Annotated in this window: 13 protein-coding genes and 1 tRNA gene; 12 read left to right on the top strand and 2 right to left on the bottom strand. The window is 72.4% G+C overall.

Features of this window, described 5'->3' with window-relative positions:
• The coding region (locus tag RIN80_RS19685; protein WP_309096932.1) for a DEAD/DEAH box helicase at positions 1 to 2,498 on the bottom strand (2,498 nt) is incomplete at its 3' end.
• A 79-nt stretch (positions 2,499 to 2,577) separates the two neighbouring features.
• Between RIN80_RS19685 and bldG the strand changes: the two genes are divergently transcribed.
• The 11 genes from bldG to RIN80_RS19630 all read left to right on the top strand — a co-directional run bounded on the left by bldG (position 2,578) and on the right by RIN80_RS19630 (position 19,335).
• Positions 2,578 to 2,919, top strand: coding sequence for an anti-sigma factor antagonist BldG (gene bldG / locus RIN80_RS19680; RefSeq protein ID WP_003991900.1), 342 nt, complete (start codon positions 2,578 to 2,580; stop codon positions 2,917 to 2,919).
• Positions 2,920 to 3,052: 133 nt separating this feature from the next.
• A complete protein-coding gene (locus tag RIN80_RS19675; RefSeq protein ID WP_309096931.1) occupies positions 3,053 to 3,481 on the top strand; it encodes an ATP-binding protein in 429 nt (142 codons plus the stop codon).
• Positions 3,482 to 3,755: 274 nt separating this feature from the next.
• Entirely contained in the window at positions 3,756 to 6,161 is a 2,406-nt protein-coding gene (locus RIN80_RS19670) for a sodium-translocating pyrophosphatase (protein ID WP_309096930.1), read from the top strand.
• A gap of 195 nt (positions 6,162 to 6,356) precedes the next feature.
• The gene (locus tag RIN80_RS19665) at positions 6,357 to 6,947 is read left to right on the top strand and encodes a small secreted protein (RefSeq protein WP_309096929.1); all 591 of its coding nucleotides are present in this window, start codon (positions 6,357 to 6,359) and stop codon (positions 6,945 to 6,947) included.
• Between the two features lie 462 nt (positions 6,948 to 7,409).
• Entirely contained in the window at positions 7,410 to 8,939 is a 1,530-nt protein-coding gene (locus RIN80_RS19660; protein WP_309096928.1) for a class I SAM-dependent methyltransferase, read from the top strand.
• A gap of 256 nt (positions 8,940 to 9,195) precedes the next feature.
• Complete coding sequence (locus RIN80_RS19655; RefSeq protein WP_309096927.1) at positions 9,196 to 9,393, top strand: hypothetical protein; 198 nt, start codon at positions 9,196 to 9,198, stop codon at positions 9,391 to 9,393.
• A gap of 246 nt (positions 9,394 to 9,639) precedes the next feature.
• Positions 9,640 to 12,477, top strand: coding sequence for a type I DNA topoisomerase (gene topA / locus RIN80_RS19650; protein ID WP_309096926.1), 2,838 nt, complete (start codon positions 9,640 to 9,642; stop codon positions 12,475 to 12,477).
• A gap of 154 nt (positions 12,478 to 12,631) precedes the next feature.
• Positions 12,632 to 15,934, top strand: coding sequence for a dTMP kinase (gene tmk, locus RIN80_RS19645; RefSeq protein ID WP_309096925.1), 3,303 nt, complete (start codon positions 12,632 to 12,634; stop codon positions 15,932 to 15,934).
• Positions 15,935 to 16,203: 269 nt separating this feature from the next.
• Positions 16,204 to 17,409 carry a DNA polymerase III subunit delta' gene (locus tag RIN80_RS19640; protein ID WP_309096924.1) on the top strand — a complete coding sequence of 402 codons (1,206 nt, stop codon included), beginning with the start codon at positions 16,204 to 16,206 and terminating at the stop codon, positions 17,407 to 17,409.
• Between the two features lie 97 nt (positions 17,410 to 17,506).
• Positions 17,507 to 19,150 carry an alpha/beta hydrolase gene (locus RIN80_RS19635; protein ID WP_309096923.1) on the top strand — a complete coding sequence of 548 codons (1,644 nt, stop codon included), beginning with the start codon at positions 17,507 to 17,509 and terminating at the stop codon, positions 19,148 to 19,150.
• A 108-nt stretch (positions 19,151 to 19,258) separates the two neighbouring features.
• A tRNA-Thr gene (locus RIN80_RS19630) sits at positions 19,259 to 19,335 on the top strand.
• A gap of 69 nt (positions 19,336 to 19,404) precedes the next feature.
• Here RIN80_RS19630 and RIN80_RS19625 read toward each other — a convergent pair.
• On the bottom strand, positions 19,405 to 19,593 hold the full coding sequence (locus RIN80_RS19625; protein ID WP_309096922.1) for a hypothetical protein: 189 nt from the start codon (positions 19,591 to 19,593) through the stop codon (positions 19,405 to 19,407).
• Between the two features lie 252 nt (positions 19,594 to 19,845).
• On the opposite strand from RIN80_RS19625, the gene RIN80_RS19620 reads away from it, so the two are divergent.
• A partial coding sequence (locus RIN80_RS19620; RefSeq protein ID WP_309096921.1) for a glycosyltransferase occupies positions 19,846 to 20,670 on the top strand: 825 nt, incomplete at its 3' end.

Here is a 20,670-nt window from a genome sequence, read left to right as displayed (position 1 = left end):
GGCGCCCCTGTCGGCCGGTCCACCGCCTCTCCGGCCGCCGGCTCCTTCTCCTCCGGTGCCCCCTCCAGCAGCACGGTGAGCAGGCGCACCGCCCCCCTCTTGTGCAGCGGGTCGTTGCCGTTGCCGCACTTGGGGGACTGGATGCAGGACGGGCAGCCGGCGTCGCACTCGCAGGAGGCGATGGCCTGGAGGGTGGCGGTCAGCCAGGTGCGGGCGGTGTGGAAGGCGCGCTCGGCGAAGCCCGCGCCACCCGGATGGCCGTCGTAGACGAAGACCGTGGGCAGCAGCGTGTCGGGGTGGAGCGGGATCGACACGCCGCCGATGTCCCAGCGGTCGCAGGTCGCGAAGAGGGGCAGCATCCCGATGGACGCGTGCTCGGCGGCATGCAGGGAGCCGCCGAGGATCTCCGGGCCGATCCGGGCCCGGTCCAGCTGGTCCTCGGTGACGGTCCACCACACGGCCCGGGTGCGCAGCGTACGGGGAGGGAGGTCGAGCTTCGTCTCGCCCAGGACCTCACCGGTCATGAGCCGGCGACGCAGGAAGGAGACGACCTGGTTGGTGACCTCGACGGACCCGAAGCACAGGCGGCCGTCGCCCCAGGGGATCTCGATGTCGGTCTCCAGGACGGAGATGGACGTGGTGTCGCGGGCGACGGTGGAGTAGGGCGGGGAGGCCTCTTCGACGAGGGCGACGGAGTCCTCGAGGTCCAGCGACCGCACGAGGTAGGTGCGGCCCTGGTGGAGGTGGACCGCCCCCTCGTGCACCGTCGAGTGCGCGGCGCCCGCGTCGACCGTGCCGAGCAGCCGGCCCGTGCCGGACTCGACGACCTGGACCGGGCGCCCGCCCTCACCGCGGATGTCGGTCAGGTCGGCGGCGCGCTCGCGGCGGGTCCAGTGCCAGGCCCTGGTGCGGCGGCGCAGCAGCTTCGCGGCCTCCAGCTGCGGCAGCAGGCCTTCGCTGGCCGGGCCGAACAGGTCGAGGTCCTCGTCCGTCAGGGGCAGCTCGGCGGCGGCGGCGCACAGGTGCGGGGCGAGCACGTAGGGGTTGTCCGGGTCGAGGACCGTGGACTCGACCGGCTGGTCGAAGAGGGCCTCGGGGTGATGGACGAGGAAGGTGTCCAGGGGGTCGTCCCGGGCGACCAGGACGGCCAGGGCGCCCTGCCCGGACCGTCCGGCCCGGCCGGCCTGCTGCCACAGGGAGGCGCGCGTGCCCGGGTAGCCGGCGATGACGACCGCGTCGAGGCCGGAGATGTCGATGCCGAGTTCGAGGGCGTTCGTCGCGGCGAGGCCCAGCAGTTCACCCGAATGGAGGGCGCGTTCGAGTGCGCGACGTTCTTCCGGGAGATAGCCGCCCCGGTACGCCGCGACACGCCGGGCCAGCGACCGGTCGACCTCGGCCAGCCGCTCCCGGGAGATGACGGAGATCAGCTCGGCGCCGCGCCGGGACCGGACGAAGGCGACCGAGCGCACGCCCTGCACGGTGAGGTCGGTCAGCAGGTCGGCGGCCTCGGCGGTGGCCGTGCGGCGGACGGGGGCGCCCTTCTCGCCCTGCAGCTCCGTCAGCGGCGGTTCCCAGAGCGCGAACACCAGTTCACCGCGCGGGGAGGCGTCGTCGGCGACCTCCACGACCGGCAGGCCGGTCAGGCGGCGGGCGGCCACCGCGGGCTCGGCGGCGGTGGCGGAGGCCAGCAGGAACACGGGCGAGGCGCCGTAGCGGGCGCACAGCCGGCGCAGGCGGCGCAGCACCTGCGCGACGTGGGAGCCGAAGACGCCGCGGTAGGTGTGGCACTCGTCGATGACGACGTACCTCAGCGACTTCAGGAAGGAGGACCAGCGGGGGTGGGACGGCAGGATGCCGCGGTGCAGCATGTCCGGGTTGGTCAGCACGTAGTTGGCGTGCTGGCGGATCCATTCGCGTTCCTCGAACGGAGTGTCGCCGTCGTACACGGCGGCGCGCACCGAATGGCCCAATGGATGTGAAAGTTCCTTCACGGAGCGGCACTGGTCCGCCGCGAGGGCCTTGGTGGGAGCCAGGTAGAGGGTGGTCGCGCCGCGGCCGTTCGGGGCCTCGGCTCCGTCCAGGAGGGCGGACAGCACGGGTACGAGGTAGGCCAGGGACTTGCCGGAGGCCGTACCGGTGGCGACGACGACCGAGTCGCCGTCCAGGGCGTGCTCGGCCGCGAGGGCCTGGTGGGCCCAGGGGTGTTCGATCCCCGCGGCCTGCACGGCCGAGATGACCTCCGCGCGGATCCGGTCCGGCCAGACGGCATGCCGACCCGCACGCGGGGGCAAGTGCTCCGTATGAGTAATGCGCGAAGCCCTGCCCGGACCGGACGCGAGCCGGTCCAGGACCGCGCCGGGCGCGGGCCGGGAGGCGGGGTCCGACGGGGTTCGATCGGATCGGTGATTCTTGGCCATCGGCACCGAGTGTGTCACTGGCGTGACGGACAATGGAGCCAAGGCGTCGTGCACGCCTGCCGGTAAGTGATTGAATGCCATCGCGGCTGGCGAAGCGTCCAAGGGCTGAAGCCGAGATGCCCTAAGGGCGACCGCTCGATAGCAAGGTGCTGGAGGATCCGTGGACCTGTCCCTGTCGACCGAGACCATGGGCGATCGCACGATCGTCAGGGTCGGTGGCGAAATCGACGTATATACCGCGCCCAAGCTGCGCGAGCAGTTGGTCGAGCTGGTGAACGACGGCAGTTTCCACCTTGTCGTCGACATGGAGGGCGTGGACTTCCTCGACTCCACCGGGCTCGGCGTACTGGTCGGCGGCCTGAAGCGTGTACGAGCCCATGAGGGCTCCCTGCGCCTGGTCTGCAACCAGGAGCGCATTCTGAAGATCTTCCGCATCACCGGCCTCACCAAGGTGTTCCCGATTCACACCTCGGTCGAGGAAGCGGTAGCGGCCACCGACTGAGACCGGACCCGGGCCTCGTGCCCGGGCCGGCCGCGGTGCGGCACGAGTTCGGCAGAAGTGAAGACCGAGGGGGCCCGGGCTTTCGGCGGCCCGGAGCCCCTCGACAGCACGCCCGTAGTTGCGAGGGGGATGCATGGCCACCGTTGAGCTCCGCTTCAGCGCGCTGCCCGAGCATGTCAGGACCGCCCGGCTGGTGGCGGCGGCGGTGGCGCGCAGGGCCGGAGTCGACGAGGCCGTCCTCGACGAGGTCAGGCTCGCTGTCGGCGAGGCCTGCAGCCGGGCCGTCGGACTGCATCAGACCGGCGGGATCTCGGCACCGGTGAAGGTGCTGCTGATCGAGGAGGAGAAGCAGTTCTCCATCGAGGTCGGCGACGAAGCTCCGCACGCGGTGCCCGGCGGTCGCGCCGGCGCGGGCGACCCCGACGCGGAAGTCGAGGAGGACGAGATGGGCCTCGCGGTCATCAGCGGCCTCGTCGACGACGTGGAGGTCAGCGCGGGGGAGGACGGCGGATCGATCAAGATGACGTGGCCGACCACGCCTCCACCGACGATCCTGGCCTGATCGGCCACCGCGCAACCCGTTCGTACCCGAAGGGCCCCACCCGTGGGGCCCTTCGTCATGTGCGGGTGTCAGTGCTCGCCTTTACAGTAGTTCCTGTGCCGTTCATCGCGTGAATTCGTTCACGATCATTCGCGTGCTCCACGGTCGCGCCAGAATGCTTTCAGGGCATTACTTCAGCAGGCCAATTCCGTTTATCGCGCTCTGTTTTGATCAGGTTCCGGTACCTACAATCCCGTCCACATCTTGAGCTCAGCCCAAGCGTCAAGGAGGACGAATGGCGGGGCTTTCTCTCTCACAACAGTCGGGCCATCCCACCGACCTCGCAGCCGCCGTACTGACCGATGGCAACCGCGTCCTCGTGGTGGTCATCGCGATCGTGGCACTGGCGGCACTGGCGGTCGCGGGCGTCCTGGTGCGCCAGGTACTCGCGGCCGGTGAGGGCACCGACAGCATGAAGAAGATCGCGGCCGCGATCCAGGAAGGCGCCAACGCCTATCTGGCCCGTCAGCTGCGCACGCTCGCGGTATTCGCCGTGGTCGTGTTCTTCCTGCTCATGCTGCTGCCCGCTGACGACTGGAATCAGCGGGCCGGACGGTCGGTGTTCTTCCTGATCGGAGCGGCGTTCTCGGCGGCCACCGGTTATATCGGCATGTGGCTCGCCGTACGCAGCAATGTGCGGGTCGCCGCGGCGGCCCGTGAGGCCACTCCGGCGGCGGGCGAGCCGGAAAAGGATCTGACCGCCGTCTCGCACAAAGCGATGAAGATCGCATTTCGCACGGGCGGCGTGGTCGGCATGTTCACGGTGGGCCTCGGCCTGCTGGGTGCGGCCTGCGTGGTGCTGGTGTACGCGGCGGACGCGCCGAAGGTGCTGGAGGGCTTCGGCCTGGGCGCCGCGCTGATCGCCATGTTCATGAGGGTCGGCGGCGGCATCTTCACCAAGGCCGCCGACGTCGGCGCCGACCTGGTCGGCAAGGTCGAGCAGGGCATTCCGGAGGACGACCCGCGCAATGCCGCGACCATCGCCGACAACGTGGGCGACAACGTCGGCGACTGCGCGGGCATGGCGGCCGACCTCTTCGAGTCGTACGCCGTGACGCTGGTGGCCGCGCTGATCCTGGGCTCGGCGGCCTTCGGCGACGCGGGGCTCGGCTTCCCGCTGCTGGTGCCGGCCATCGGTGTGATCACGGCGATGATCGGCATCTTCGCGGTCGCGCCGAGGCGCTCCGACCGCAGCGGCATGAGCGCCATCAACCGCGGGTTCTTCATCTCCGCGGTGATCTCGCTCGTGCTGGTGGCGGTGGCCGTCTTCGTCTACCTGCCGGGGAAGTACTCGGAGCTGGACGGCGTCACCGACGCGGCGATCCTGGGCAAGGACGGCGACCCCCGGGTCCTCGCGCTCGTCGCGGTGGCCATCGGCATCGTGCTGGCCGCCCTGATCCAGCAACTGACCGGCTACTTCACGGAGACCACCCGCCGGCCCGTCCGGGACATCGGCAAGACCTCGCTCACCGGCCCGGCCACCGTCGTCCTCGCCGGAATCTCCGTCGGTCTCGAATCGGCCGTCTACACCGCCCTGTTGATCGGACTGGGCGTGTACGGGGCGTTCCTGCTCGGTGGTACGTCGATCATGCTGGCGCTGTTCGCGGTGGCGCTGGCCGGCACCGGTCTGCTCACCACGGTCGGTGTGATCGTCGCGATGGACACCTTCGGGCCGGTCTCCGACAACGCGCAGGGCATCGCGGAGATGTCCGGCGACGTCGAGGGCGCGGGCGCGCAGGTGCTCACCAACCTGGACGCGGTCGGCAACACCACGAAGGCGATCACCAAGGGCATCGCGATCGCCACGGCCGTGCTGGCGGCGGCGGCGCTGTTCGGGTCGTACCGCGACGCGATCATCACCGGCGCGCGGGACGTGGGGGAGAGGCTCAGCGGTGAGGGCGCCCCGATGAGCCTGATGATGGACATCTCGCAGCCCAACAACCTCGTGGGTCTCATCGCGGGCGCGGCGGTCGTCTTCCTCTTCTCGGGGCTGGCGATCAACGCCGTGTCGCGGTCGGCGGGTTCCGTGGTCTACGAGGTGCGGCGGCAGTTCCGCGAGAGGCCCGGAATCATGGACTACAGCGAGAAACCGGAGTACGGCAAGGTCGTCGACATCTGCACCAGGGACGCACTGCGCGAGCTGGCCACGCCGGGTCTGCTGGCCGTGATGGCGCCCGTCTTCATCGGGTTCACGCTCGGTGTCGGGCCGCTGGGCGCGTTCCTGGCGGGCGCGATCGGCGCGGGCACGCTCATGGCGGTGTTCCTCGCCAACTCCGGTGGCGCCTGGGACAACGCCAAGAAGCTCGTCGAGGACGGCCACCACGGCGGCAAGGGCAGCGAGGCGCACGCGGCGACCGTGATCGGCGACACCGTCGGCGACCCCTTCAAGGACACCGCCGGCCCGGCGATCAACCCGCTGCTGAAGGTCATGAACCTGGTCTCGCTGCTCATCGCGCCCGCGGTGATCAAGTTCTCCTACGGCCCGGACGAGAGCGTGGGGGTGCGGATCCTGATCGCGGTCCTCGCGTTCCTGGTGATCGCCGGGGCGGTGTACGTGTCAAAGCGGCGCGGAATCGCCATGGGTGACGAAGGCAACGCCGAGCCGAAGCCCAATTCGGCCGATCCGGCGGTGGTTTCCTAGGGAGGAACGAGGAGCCCCAGCTCAAGGTGCGGGCGGGCGGTGCGCGTTGGCGCGTCGCCCGCCCGCGCTGGGTGGGGAGACGATCACGCGTGAGCCTTCTCTCTCTTGGTGCAAAAGGTTACAAAAGGGTCTTAATAGACGTTCGACGTGCGGTTGCCGTGCATCTGGCGTGTAAGTTCCGGGGCCGAGAGAGCCATGGAAGGGACCAAACCGGTGAACAAGAAGCTCGCGGCCGCACTGTCCGGCGGTGCGGTACTGGTACTGGCGCTGTCGGGCTGCGGCGGCGACGACGGCAACGAGAAGCTGGACTCCTGGGCCAAGCAGGTCTGCGACGCCGTGCAGCCGCAGGCGAAGAAGATCGAGTCGGCCAACGCCGCGATCCAGAAGGAGACCTCGGACAACAGCACGCCCGAGGAGGTCCAGAAGACCGACGCGCAGGCCTTCCAGGACATGTCCGACGCCTACAAGGCGATCGGCGGCGCGGTGAACAAGGCCGGGGCCCCGGACGTCGAGAACGGCGAGAAGAAGCAGCAGGACGCGGTCAAGGAGCTCAACTCGATCTCCGCGTCCTACGCCTCGCTGAAGAAGCAGGTCGACGGGCTCGACACCAAGGACCAGGGCAAGTTCGCCGACGGCCTCAAGGACATCGCCACCGAGCTCGACAAGCTGAGCAAGAGCGGCAACGACGCCCTGCGGAACCTGGAGGAGGGCGAGGTCGGCCAGGCGATGGCCCGCCAGTCGAGCTGCAAGGCGGCGACGGCGTCGGCGGGCGCGACGCAGAGCTGAACCGCGGAGCGGCCGCAGGAGGTCCGGCCGCTGACGTGGTGAGGAGGGACGGGCACCGGCTGTGCCCCCGTTCCGCCCCGGGCACGGGACGCGCGACCCTTGCTCCGCCCCCGGCACGGGCGCGCGGTCCTCGCCGCGGCCCGGGCGGGTGCACGCGGTCCCGCTCCGGCACGAACAGGGGCACGCGGTCCTCGCTCCGGCACCGGCGAGGGCACGCGATTTTCCGATCGCACTGGCAGGGGCACGCGATTCCCGTTCCGGCCCGGGCTGGGGCACACGATTCCCGCTCCGGCCGGGCGGGGGCACACGATTCCGGCTCCGGCACGAACACGGGCACGCGATCCCCGCTCCGGCACTGGCAGGCGGTTCCCGCCCCGGCACTGGCAGAGGCTGCGATTCCCGCTCGGCAGGAACAGGGGCGCGAGCACGTGCGAGAGCGCCCCCGGCCGCCACAATGGGGGCGTGAGTAACGCCAGCCAGTCACCCCTGCCCCCGCTGCCCGCCTCCGACCGCCCCGACGTCGCCGCCCGGCTCCGGGACGCCCTGCTCGGGGCCTCCTTCACCGCCGACGGACTGCTCGAACTGCTCGGCGCCCCCGCGTACGCGGCGCTCGCCCGGAGCGAGACCGTGCCCGCGCTCCGGGCCACCCGCGGGGACACGCCGCTGGAGCTGCTCGTGCGGCTGTTCCTGCTGCAGCAGCCCGTGCCGCACGCGCGCGTGGCCGACGTCCTGCCCGTCGAGGCGTGCCTGGAGAGCGGCTGGCTCGCCCGCTCCGCCGGGGACCAGCTCTCCGCCACGGTGGACGTCCGGCCTTACGGCGGGCCCGGCGGCGAGGACTGGTTCATCGTGTCGGACCTGGGCTGCGCGGTCGGCGGCGCCGGCGGGATCGGCCGTCGTGACGAGGGCGTCGTCCTGGGAGTCGGCGGCGCCTCCACGACCCTCGCCGGGATCACCGTCCGTACGCCCGTCGCCGCCGCGCTCGACCTCGGCACCGGCTCCGGCATCCAGGCCCTGCACGCCGCCCGGCACGCCACGCGCGTGACCGCGACCGACCTCAACCCGCGCGCGCTGCACATCACCGCCCTGACGCTGGCGCTGTCCGGCGCACCGGCCGCCGATCTGCGCGAGGGCTCCCTTTACGAGCCGGTCCGCGCCGACGAGACGTACGACCTGATCGTCTCCAACCCGCCGTTCGTGATCTCGCCCGGTGCCCGGCTCACCTACCGCGACGGCGGGATGGGCGGGGACGATCTGTGCCGCACGCTCGTTCAGGAGGCGGGGGAGCGGCTGAACGAGGGCGGGTTCGCGCAGTTCCTCGCCAACTGGCAGCACGTGGAAGGGGAGGACTGGCAGGACAGGCTCAGGTCGTGGGTGCCCCGGGGCTGTGACGCGTGGATCGTGCAGCGCGAGGTGCAGGACGTCAATCAGTACGCCGAGCTGTGGCTGCGGGACGCGGGCGATCACCGCGAGGACGTGGCGGAGTACCAGGCGCGGTACGACGCGTGGCTCGACGAGTTCGAGGCGCGCAAGGTGAAGGCCGTCGGATTCGGCTGGATCACCCTGCGCCGGACGGGCGCCGCCGTGCCGTCCGTCACGGTGGAGGAATGGCCGCATCCGGTCGAGCAGCCGCTCGGGGACACCATCCGCGACCACTTCGACCGGCTCGACCACCTGCGCGAGCACGACGACGCCGCGCTGCTGGAGGGGCACTTCCGGCTGGCCGCCGAGGTCGTGCAGGAGCAGGTCGGGCTGCCGGGGGCGGAGGACCCCGAGCACGTCGTGCTGCGCCAGAACCGCGGTATGCGCCGGGCGACCCGGGTCGACACGGTCGGCGCGGGCTTCGCGGGCGTGTGCGACGGCACGATGAGCGCGGGCCGCATCCTCGACGCCATCGCCCAGCTGATCGGCGAGGACCCGGTCCTGCTGCGCGACCGCACCCCGGCGCAGATCCGGCTGCTGGTGGAGCAGGGGTTCCTGGTGCCAGTGCGCTGAGCGGGGGGACGGAGGTGATCCGTTTGCTGGAAGAACCGGTGGAGAACCGGTCCGCCGCCCCCTCGATCGCGAAGCCGCCAATAATTTCGAGTCGATTTGGACACCTCGCCCGGAACAGGTCGTGAAGAGCCGCACGCCCCCGATCCGCGGCCGTGTCGTCCCTGCGTTCACCCCGGGTTCGCCTCTGCGCCGCCCGCGCGTGTCAGCCTCCCGTGGCTGGGACCGTTCGGACAGGGGAAAAGGGGCGCGGCGAGCCATGGAGAGCGAACCGGCGATCTTCGCGGGAACGGTGTTCTCCCTGTTCGGAGGGGGCCTGCTGGCGTGGACCGTGACGCGCGTGCGCCGGCAGATGCCCGTCGCCGAGGGGGTGAGCCCGCGCGCGTCGGCGGCCGTCGCGAGCGTCGTCTCGGTGCTCGCCCTGGCGGTCGGAGCATGGTGCTTCACGCGCCTGTGATGCCCGCTCCGGGCAGGCGCCCGCGGGTGACCGGGGGATAGCGCTCCGCACAGGGCCGGGCTGGGTCAGGGCACTCGGGGCGGCAGGAATGGTGGTAGTCGGGTTACCGTTCGAGTGGCCGTTGCGGGCTTTTCCCGTTTGACACGGGGGCGGGATGTACCGTCACACTCCGCAGCGTCAGCACGTACCCAGCCCCGGTGAGCGACTCCGGGGAGGCCCCAGCGTCGACCGGAGAGAAGAGCGAAGTTGTCCCCGACCAGCGAGACCGCGAAGGGCGGCCGCCGACTCGTCATCGTCGAGTCGCCTGCCAAGGCGAAGACGATCAAGGGCTATCTCGGGCCCGGATACACCGTCGAGGCGAGCGTCGGGCACATCCGCGACCTTCCCAACGGCGCCGCCGAGGTGCCCGAGAAGTACACCGGCGAGGTCCGCCGCCTCGGTGTGGACGTCGAACACGACTTCCAGCCGATCTATGTGGTCAACGCCGACAAGAAGGCGCAGGTCAAGAAGCTCAAGGACCTGCTGAAGGAATCGGACGAGCTCTTCCTCGCCACCGATGAGGACCGCGAGGGCGAGGCCATCGCCTGGCACCTCCAGGAGGTGCTCAAGCCGAAGGTCCCGGTCAAGCGGATGGTCTTCCACGAGATCACCAAGGCCGCGATCCAGGCCGCCGTGGCCAACCCGCGCCAGCTCAACCAGAAACTCGTCGACGCCCAGGAGACCCGCCGCATCCTCGACCGCCTGTACGGCTACGAGGTCTCGCCGGTCCTGTGGAAGAAGGTCATGCCGCGGCTGTCCGCGGGCCGCGTCCAGTCCGTCGCCACCCGGCTCGTGGTGGAGCGGGAACGCGAGCGCATCGCCTTTCGTTCGGCTGAGTACTGGGACCTGACGGGCACCTTCGCGACCGGCCGCGCCGGAGACCCGTCGGACCCGTCGTCGCTGGTCGCGCGCCTGCAGACCGTCGACGGCAGGCGGGTCGCGCAGGGCCGCGACTTCGACTCCCTGGGACAACTGAAGAGCGCGAACACCCTCCACCTCGACGAGGCGAACGCCCGCGCCCTGGCCGCCGCCCTGGAGCAGACGCGGTTCGCCGTCCGCTCGGTCGAGTCCAAGCCGTACCGCCGCTCGCCGTACGCCCCGTTCCGTACGACGACGCTGCAGCAGGAGGCCAGCCGCAAGCTCGGCTTCGGCGCGAAGGCCACGATGCAGGTCGCGCAGAAGCTGTACGAGAACGGCTACATCACCTATATGCGTACGGACTCCACGACGCTGAGCGACACGGCGGTCGCCGCCGCCCGCGCCCAGGTCACGCAGCTGTACGGCGCCGACTACCTGCCGCCGCAGCCGAGGACGTACGCCGGGAAGGTCAAGAACGCGCAGGAGGCCCACGAGGCGATCCGCCCCTCGGGTGATCGTTTCCGCACTCCCGCCGAGACCGGACTGACGGGTGACCAGTTCAAGCTCTACGAGCTGATCTGGAAGCGGACCGTCGCCTCCCAGATGAAGGACGCGACCGGCAACAGCGTCACGGTGAAGATCGGCGGCACCGCCTCCGACGGCCGCGACGTCGAGTTCAGCGCGTCCGGCAAGACGATCACCTTCCACGGCTTCCTCAAGGCCTACGTCGAGGGCGCCGACGACCCGAACGCGGAGCTGGACGACCGCGAGCGCCGGCTGCCCCAGGTCTCCGAGGGCGATCCCCTGAGCGCCGAGGAGATCACGGTCGACGGGCACGCCACCAAGCCCCCGGCCCGCTACACCGAGGCCTCCCTGGTCAAGGAGCTCGAAGAGCGCGAGATCGGCCGCCCGTCGACGTACGCGTCGATCATCGGCACGATCCTCGACCGCGGCTACGTGTTCAAGAAGGGCACGGCCCTGGTGCCGTCCTTCCTGTCCTTCGCCGTGGTCAACCTCCTGGAGAAGCACTTCGGGCGGCTCGTCGACTACGACTTCACCGCCAGGATGGAGGACGACCTCGACCGCATCGCCCGCGGCGAGGCCCAGTCCGTGCCGTGGCTGAAGCGGTTCTACTTCGGCGAGGGCACGGTCACCGGCGCCGCCGCCGACGCGGGCAACGGGGACGGGGACCACCTCGGCGGCCTCAAGGAACTGGTCACCGACCTGGGCGCGATCGACGCCCGCGAGGTGTCCTCGTTCCCCGTGGGCAACGACATCGTGCTGCGCGTCGGGCGCTACGGCCCCTACATCGAGCGCGGCGAGAAGGACACCGAGCAGCACCAGCGCGCCGACATCCCGGACGACCTCGCCCCGGACGAGCTGACCGTGGAGCTGGCCGAGGAACTGCTGGCCAAGCCCAGCGGCGACTTCGAGCTGGGCACCGACCCGGCCACCGGCCACACCATCGTCGCCAAGGACGGCCGCTACGGCCCGTACGTGACGGAGATCCTCCCCGAGGGCACCCCGAAGACGGGCAAGAACGCGGTCAAGCCGCGCACGGCGTCCCTGTTCAAGTCGATGTCGCTGGACACCGTCACCCTCGACGACGCCCTGAAGCTGATGTCGCTGCCGCGCGTCGTCGGCACGGACGCCGAGGGCCAGGAGATCACCGCGCAGAACGGCCGCTACGGCCCGTACCTGAAGAAGGGGACGGACTCGCGGTCGCTCCAGTCCGAGGACCAGCTGTTCACGATCACGCTCGAGGAGGCGCTGGCGATCTACGCCCAGCCCAAGCAGCGTGGCCGGGCCGCGGCCAAACCGCCGCTGAAGGAGCTCGGCACCGACCCGGTCAGCGAGAAGCCGGTCGTCGTCAAGGACGGCCGCTTCGGCCCGTACGTCACCGACGGGGAGACCAACGCGACCCTGCGCTCCGGCGACAGCGTCGAGACGATCACCCCGGAGCGCGGCTTCGAGCTGCTCGCCGAGAAGCGTGCCAAGGCGCCGGCGAAGAAGACCGCCAAGAAGGCCCCCGCGAAGAAGGCCCCGGCGAAGAAGACGACGACGGCCAAGAAGACCGCGGCGAAGAAGACGACGACCGCGAAGAAGGCGACGGCGAAGAAGACCACCGCCGCCGCGAAGAAGACGGCCGCCAAGACGGCGACCGCCGCGAAGTCGGCGGAGGACTGAGGCCGTTCGTGTCCCGGGCCGGCCCCTGCGGCCATGGTCCGGATCTTCGCCCAGGGTTCGGAAAGCGAACGCCCCGGCAACACTTCGGTGTCGGGGCGTGCGCATGCCAGACCGGGCATCCCAGGGTGTCGGTGGCTCCCGATAGGCTGAACGCATGACGCGAGCCGAGCATCCAACGGCCCCTCAGCCGGCCCCCGACGACGCCCTGGTCGCGGACTCCCGCGAGCGCGCCGTCCGCGCCCTGCTGCGCCGCCCGCAGCTGAAGCGGTTGTGGAGCGCGCAGCTCGTGGGCGGCGTGGGGGACACCCTCGCCCTTCTCGTGCTGGTCCTCCTCGCCCTCCAGGCGGCTGTCGCCGAGGGCTCCTTCGGGGGCGGCTACCGGGGCGTGGCGTTCGCAGTGGCGACCGTTTTCGGGGTGCGCATCCTCGCGACGCTGCTGTTCGGCGCCGTGCTCCTCGGCCCGCTCACCGCGCTGACCTCCCAGGACGGCCCGCTCGACCGCCGCTGGACCATGGTCGGCGCGGACGGGCTGCGCGCCGCGCTGCTGATCGTCGCGCCGCTGTGGATCGACTGGACGCCGGAGGACGCGCTGGCCGTCCTCCTGGTCACGGCCTTCGTGACAGGGGTGGCCGAGCGGTTCTGGACGGTGTGCCGGGAGAGCGCGGCCCCCGCGCTGCTGCCCGCCCCGCCCCCCGAGGGGGCGACGGTCCGGCCGCTGCCCGACCACATGGACGCCCTGCGCCGGCTCTCGCTGCGCACCGGGTTCGTGGCGATCCCGCTCGCGGCCGTCGTGCTCGTTGCCGCAGCCCTCTTCAACAACCTGCTGGGCGCCGGCATCGACTGGTTCGCCCAGCACCAGGCGGCTCTCGCCTCCTATGTCGCGGCCGGCCTGTTCGCCGCGTCCCTGTCCGTGCTGACCTTCCTTGAGCTGCCCGGCACGCGCACCCCGCGCGCCCGGTCGCCGCTCGAAGGCCTGCGCCGCCCGAGGACCGGCACCGGCCCCGACAAGGGCCGCACGGGCGCGACGCCGCTGCTGGTGCCGGCCTGCGCGGCCGTCGCCGCCGCGGTGTCCGCCGCCGTCGCCGTGGCCGTGCTGCACGCCAAGGACCTCGGCGGCGGCCCGGTGCTTTACGGACTGTTCGTGGGTGCGCTGACCGGCGGTGTCGTGATCGGCATCCGCACGGCGCCCGCCCTGCTGCCCGCCCTGTCGCGCCGCCGGATGCTCGCGCTGGCGATCGCCTTCACCGGTGTCGCGCTGCTGGCCGCCGGACTCGTCCCGGACGTCACGACGGTGCTGCTGATCCTCGCCCTGTCCGGCGTCGGCGCGGGCATGGCCGCCAACATCGGGCACACCCTGCTCGACCAGGAGACCGAGGAGTACCGGCGGCCCCGCACGACGGAGCACCTGCACGCGGTCGTCCGCGTCTGCGTGGCGCTCGCCGCGGTGATCTCCCCGCTGGTGGCGGCGGGCATCGGACCGCACCGGCTGGAGAGCGGCAAGTTCGTCTTCGCGCACGGCGGCGCGGCCTTCACCCTGATGCTGGCCGGCGCGCTGCTCCTGCCGGTCGCGGTGCTGGTGCTCGCCAAGGTCGACGACCGTTCCGGGGTGCCGCTGCGGCAGGACCTGAAGGACGCGCTGCTCGGCGGCGACGATCCGGAGCAGGCGCCCGCCGCGACCGGCTTCTTCATCGCCCTGGAGGGCGGCGACGGCGCCGGCAAGTCCACCCAGGCCGAGGCGCTCGCCGAGTGGATCCGCGCCAAGGGCCACGAGGTCGTGCTGACGCGCGAGCCGGGGGCGACGCCCGTGGGCAAGCGGCTGCGGTCGATCCTGCTGGACGTGTCCAGCGCGGGCCTGTCGCACCGCGCGGAGGCGCTGCTGTACGCGGCCGACCGGGCCGAGCACGTCGACACCGTCGTACGGCCCGCCCTGGAGCGCGGCGCGGTCGTCATTTCCGACCGGTACATCGACTCCTCCGTGGCCTACCAGGGAGCGGGCCGGGACCTGTCGCCGACCGAGATCGCCCGGATCAACCGCTGGGCGACGAACGGACTGGTGCCGCATCTGACCGTGCTGCTGGACGTCGCGCCGGAGACCGCGCGCGAGCGGTTCACCGAGGCGCCCGACCGGCTGGAGTCGGAGCCCGCGGAGTTCCACGCGCGCGTGCGGGCCGGTTTCCTCACCCTGGCCGCTGCCGACGCCGGGCGCTACCTGGTGGTGGACGCCGGGCAGGAGCCCGAGGCCGTCACGACCGTCATCCGGCACCGGCTCGACCAGGTGCTGCCGCTGTCCGAGGCCGAGATCCGGGCCCGCGAGGAGGCGCGCAGGAAGGCCGAGGAGGAGGCCCGCCGCAAGGCCGAGGAGGAGGCCGCCCGCAAGGCCGAGGAGGAGCGCCTGGAGCGCGAGCGCCAGGAGCAGCTGGCCAAGCTGCGCGCCGAGGAGGAGGAGCGCAAGCGGCGCGAGCTGGAGGAGGCGCAGCGGCGCGAGGCCGAGCGGCAGGCGGAGGAGGCCCGGCGCCGGGCCGAGGAAGCGCGCAGGAAGGCCGAGGAGGAGCGGGCTCGGCTCCTCGCGGAGGAGAAGGCCCGCGCCGAGGAGGAGGCCCGCCGCAAGGCCGAGGAGGAGCGGCGCCGCAGGCAGGCCGAGGAGGAGGCCCGGCTGCGTGCCGAGGCCGAGGCGCTCCGCCTGGAGAAGCAGCGCAAGGCGGAGGAGGCCCTGCTGCGGGCGGAGGAGGCGCGCCGGCTCGCGGAGGCGGCGGCCGCCGCGGCCGAGGCCGGGCCGAAGATCTCCACGGCCAAGAGCCCCGCGCCGGAGCGCCCCTCCGGTCCGGCGGCGGGACAGGACGCGGCGACCGTGCCGACGCCCGTGGTGACCCCGGGCGGTTCGGCGGACGACACGACCGTGCTGCGCCCGGCGCGGGACGAGGAGCGGGGCCGGGGCCGGACCTCCGGCGAGTCCGACGCCGAGGTGACGGCGGAGCTGCCGATGCCGCCGATGCCGCCGGTTCCGCCGGGGGCCGGGTCCGGGGAGGAGACGGAGGTGCTGCCGCCGGTGTCCCCTCGGGCGGAGGACGAGATCCGCGAGCCGCGGACGTCCTCCCGTGCCCCCTCCCGGACGCCCTCCGGAGCGTCGGACGAGACGGCCGTGCTGCCGCCCGTCCGGCCGGGGGACGCCGAGGAGACGGCCGTGCTGCCCCCCGTGCGCGGGGACGGATCGGCGGACCGGGTGCCGCCCGGTTACTTCCGGGACGACGCCCCGGCCGCCCGGCCCGACGGGACGGAGGACCGTACGCGGGAGATGCCCCAGGTCGACGCCGAGGGGACACCGCGCCGCCGGTCCGACTGGGCCGAGGAGACACCGCTGGACGACCTGCCGTCGCTGGCCGACGAACTGCTCGGACCGCACGACGACGAGCCGGGCGAGGGCCGGGGACGCCGGGGGAGGGGCGGCCGGGGCCGCTGAGGCCTTTGACGGTCCGGCCGACCAGGGAGCCGGGACCGACCTGTGGGGTGCGGACCTGTCCGGGCGGGTCTGCCCCGTCCCCGGTGGGCCGACCCCGGCCCTCAGGGGACGGACGGGTCCGGACAGGTCCGCACCCCACCGGGCGGGCAGCCCCGGCGGTTCGACACCCGGCACCGGCCCACCCCGCGGCACCGGGCGTCAGCCGCTGTCAGTGGTCACCCCCACAATGGATTCCGCAACGCAGACGTGACGGAAGGGCGGCGTGACCCGTGACCGTGTGGGACGACCTCGTCGGGCAGGAGAGGGTGAGCGAGCAGCTGGCCGCTGCCGCCCGGGACGCCGACGCCCTGGTCACCGCGGCCGCCGCCGACGCCCCGCCGCCCGAGGCGTCGAAGATGACGCACGCGTGGCTGTTCACGGGCCCGCCCGGGGCCGGGCGCAACCAGGCGGCGCGGGCGTTCGCGGCGGCCCTGCAGTGCGTCAGCCCCGACCGCGCGCTCGGCGGCGCCCCGGGCTGCGGCTTCTGCGACGGCTGTCACACGGCCCTGGTGGGCACGCACGCCGACGTCAGCACGGTCGCCGCCGTCGGCACGCAGATCCTCGCCGACGACATGCGCGACACGGTCCGCAAGTCGTTCACCTCCCCGGCGAACGGCCGCTGGCAGATCATCCTCGTCGAGGACGCCGAGCGGCTGAACGAGAAGTCGGCCAACGCCGTCCTCAAGGCCGTGGAGGAGCCCGCCCCGCGGACGGTCTGGCTGCTGTGCGCCCCTTCCATCGAGGATGTCCTGCCGACCATCCGCTCCCGCTGCCGCCATCTGAACCTGAGCACGCCGTCGGTCGACGCCGTCGCCGACATGCTGGTGCGCCGCGAGGGCATCGAGCCGGCCGTCGCCGCCGCGGCGGCCCGCGCGACGCAGGGTCACGTCGACCGCGCCCGCCGCCTCGCCACCGATCCGGCCGCGCGCGAACGCCGGGCCGCCGTGCTGCGGCTGCCGCTGCGCGTGGACGAGATCGGCGGCGCGCTCCGGGCCGCCCAGGAACTCGTGGACGCGGCCGCCGAGGACGCCAAGCAGCTGGCGGAGGAGGTCGACGGCAAGGAGACCGAGGAGCTGAAGGCCGCCCTCGGCGCGACCCAGGGCGGCCGCATGCCGCGTGGCACGGCGGGCGTGATGAAGGACCTGGAGGACAAGCAGAAGCGCCGCAGGACGCGCACGCAGCGCGACAGCCTCGACATCGCCCTGACCGACCTGACCGCCTTCTACCGTGACGTCCTCGCCCTCCAGCTCGGCTCGCGCGTGGCCATCGCCAACGCGGACGCGGAGGAGGCTCTGGAGCGGCTCGCGCGCGGCAGCACCCCGGAGGCCACGCTCCGCCGCATCGAGGCGATCTCCGCCTGCCGCGACGCCCTCGACCGCAACGTGGCGCCGCTGCTGGCGGTGGAGGCGATGACGATGGCACTCAGAGAGGGCTGAGCGGACGGGAGCGCGTGCCGGCTTGACGCCGTAACTCGTACGGGGCACGACACGCACGCACGGCACTCATTCCGTCGCGCAGAGTTACGCTCGCTGGATGGACACAAGGCGCACCCCACGCACCGTCTCGTCGCCCGGCCCCGCCGCGCCCCGCTCCCGCGGCGCCCATCGCAGGGTCCGCGGCGGAGCCAGGACGGCGGCCGGCCTCCTCGCCGCGGCCGCGCTGCTCGTCTCCGCCTGCTCCTCCGGGAGCTCGACGACGTCCACCGCCTCGGCGGCGCAGGAGGCGGCCCTGGTGGCGCTGCCGCGGTCCACGCCCGCGGCGCTGTCGCCGTACTACGCGCAGAAGCCGGCCTGGCGCGGCTGCGGAGTGCCCGGTTTCCAGTGCGCCACGATCAAGGCGCCGCTCGACTACGCCAAGCCCTCCGCCGGTGACGTCCGGCTCGCCGTCACCCGCAAGAAGGCCACGGGACCGGGTGAGCGGCTGGGCTCGCTCCTGGTGAACCCGGGCGGGCCGGGCGGCTCGGCGATCGGCTACGTGCAGGCGTACGCCGGCATCGGCTACCCGGCGGAGGTCCGCGCCCGCTACGACATGGTCGCGGTCGACCCGCGCGGAGTGGCCCGCAGCGAGCCCGTCGAGTGCCTGGACGGGCCTGCCATGGACACGTACACACGGACGGACACCACGCCCGACGACGCCCGGGAGACCGACGGGCTCGTCGAGGCGTACCGGACGTTCGCCGAGGGCTGCGGCGCGGACGCGCCCCGGCTGCTGCGGCACGTGTCCACGGCGGAGACGGCCCGGGACATGGACATCGTGCGGGCGGTGCTCGGCGACGAGAAGCTGAACTTCGTCGGAGCCTCCTACGGCACGTTCCTCGGCGCGACGTACGCCGGGCTGTTCCCGGAGCGGACGGGCCGGCTGGTGCTGGACGGCGCGATGGACCCGTCGCTGCCCGCTCGGCGGCTGAACCTCGAACAGACGGCGGGTTTCGAGACGGCGTTCCGTTCCTTCGCGCGGGACTGCGTACGGCAGGCCGGCTGCCCGCTGGGCGCCAAGGGCGCCTCGCCCGAGCAGGTCGGCGAGAACCTCAAGGCGTTCTTCGAGAAGCTGGACGCACGACCGGTGCCCACCGGTGACGCCGACGGCCGCCGCCTCACCGAGTCGCTCGCCACGACCGGCGTGATCGCGGCCATGTACGACGAAGGCTCCTGGGAGCAGCTGCGCGAGGCGCTGACGTCCGCGATGAAGGAGAACGACGGCTCCGGGCTCCTGGTCCTCTCCGACGGCTACTACGAGCGGGACGCCGACGGCCGCTACAGCAACCTGATGTTCGCCAACGCGGCCGTGAACTGCCTGGACCTGCCGCCCTCCTTCGCCACCCCCGACGAGGTGCGGGCGGCGCTGCCCGATTTCGAGAAGGCGTCGCCCATCTTCGGTGAGGGCCTGGCCTGGGCCGCGCTGAACTGCGCGTACTGGCCCGTCGGCGCCACCGGCGAGCCGCACCGCATCGAGGCGAAGGGCGCGGCGCCGATCGTCGTGGTCGGCACCACCCGCGACCCGGCCACCCCCTACCGCTGGGCCCAGGCCCTGGCCGGCCAGCTCTCCTCGGCCCGCCTCCTCACCTACGACGGCGACGGTCACACGGCGTACGGCCGCGGCAGCTCCTGCATCGACCGCACGATCAACGCCTACCTGCTCCGCGGCACCCCGCCGAAGGACGGAAAGCGCTGCTCGTAGCGGGTGTGCCCGGCCCCGGAGGGACCGCCTCCGGGGCTGGTGCGGAGCACCCCCGGAAACTGTGTAGACTTACCGTCGTTGCTGATCGCACCATAGTGCGGACAGCGCGCCGCCTTAGCTCAGATGGCCAGAGCAACGCACTCGTAATGCGTAGGTCTCGGGTTCGAATCCCGAAGGCGGCTCCACTGAAACCCCAGGTCGGATGGACTGCGACCTGGGGTTTCTTCGTTCAGTTCATGGGGCCGGGGTTCCGGCTAGTCGCCGCTGCCGCTTCGCCGTGAGCCCGCGTTCCGGCTCGCGGAGCCGGCCAGTTCGCTGCCGAGCAGGGTCACCCTCGCCACGGACCGTGCCCAGCGCGGGGCGTCGCCCCGGGCCGCCCAGAAGACGCAGACGCAGCCGCCGATGACGAGCAGGACGACGGCCGACAGTATGAGCACGAGCATGCTCGATCCCCCGGTTTCTCGCGGTGATGGTCCGCGTCATCCTCCCAGACGGGTGAGGAGCCGCCCGCTCTGTGAGCACGCACGCGAAGGCGCGGACTTCTGGGCGGACTTGTGCGCCGACCCGCCGCTGGTGACGCTGCGCCGAGCCGTGCGGGCGAATCGCCGTCCGGCAGCCGTACGGAGGGGGTCCTCGCCGTGAACGGCTAGCATCGCCCGTCGATCGTCAGTTGCCGACCGGGACGAGGTGAGGACATGGGGGCACCCAGGATCGCCGTCGCCGTGGTGACGATGGGCAACCGGCCCGCGGAGGTGGACGCCCTGCTGGAGTCCGTGGCCAAGCAGGACGTGCCGCCCGAGCGGACCGTGATCGTGGGCAACGGGTGCCCGCTGCCGGAGTTCGCCCGGCGGCTGTCGCTGCCCGGCGAGGTCACCACGGTCGAACTCGAGGAGAACCTGGGCTGCCCCGGCGGGCGCAACGCCGCGCTCACCCGGCTGCGGGAGTTCGGCGACATCGACGTCGTGGTCGACCTGGACGACGACGGCCTGCTCGTCGACGCCGATGTGCTGCGCCGGGTGCGGGACCTGTACGCCGCCGACGACCGGCTCGGCATCGTCGGCTTCCGCATCGCCGACGAGCGGGGCGAGACGCAGCAGCGGCACGTGCCCCGGATCGGCAACGCGGACCCGCTGCGGGGCGGCTACGTCACCGGGTTCCTCGGCGGCGGGCACGCGCTGCGGACGGCGATGCTCGACGAGATCGGCGACTGGCCCGCCGAGTTCTTCTTCGCGCACGAGGAGACCGACCTCGCCTGGCGCGCGGCCGACGCGGGGTGGCGGATCCTGTACGCGCCCGAACTGGTGCTGCGGCACCCGCGGACCTCTCCCGCCCGGCACGCGATCTACTACCGCGTCAACGCCCGCAACCGGGTCTGGCTGGTCCGCCGCCGGCTGCCGCTCGTGCTCGTCCCGGTGCACCTGGGCGTCTGGGTGCTGCTCACCCTCGCCCGGATCCGGTCGCGTGCGGGGCTGCGGGCGTGGTTCGGCGGATTCGTGGAAGGCGTACGGGAGCCGGCGGGG

It is taken from the genome of Streptomyces sp. (assembly GCF_031181705.1).
Taxonomy (GTDB): domain Bacteria; phylum Actinomycetota; class Actinomycetes; order Streptomycetales; family Streptomycetaceae; genus Streptomyces.
This window is presented reverse-complemented; position numbering and strand designations above follow the sequence as displayed.

Bases quoted from the DNA above. Each gene is read 5' to 3' on its own strand.
- RIN80_RS19670 (WP_309096930.1), top strand. From the start codon at position 3,756: ATGGCGGGGCTTTCTCTCTCACAACAGTCGGGCCATCCCACCGACCTC.
- RIN80_RS19675 (WP_309096931.1), top strand. From the start codon at position 3,053: ATGGCCACCGTTGAGCTCCGCTTCAGCGCGCTGCCCGAGCATGTCAGG.
- RIN80_RS19665 (WP_309096929.1), top strand. From the start codon at position 6,357: ATGGAAGGGACCAAACCGGTGAACAAGAAGCTCGCGGCCGCACTGTCC.
- RIN80_RS19635 (WP_309096923.1), top strand. From the start codon at position 17,507: ATGGACACAAGGCGCACCCCACGCACCGTCTCGTCGCCCGGCCCCGCC.
- RIN80_RS19655 (WP_309096927.1), top strand. From the start codon at position 9,196: ATGGAGAGCGAACCGGCGATCTTCGCGGGAACGGTGTTCTCCCTGTTC.
- RIN80_RS19625 (WP_309096922.1), bottom strand. From the start codon at position 19,593: ATGCTCGTGCTCATACTGTCGGCCGTCGTCCTGCTCGTCATCGGCGGC.
- tmk (WP_309096925.1), top strand. From the start codon at position 12,632: ATGACGCGAGCCGAGCATCCAACGGCCCCTCAGCCGGCCCCCGACGAC.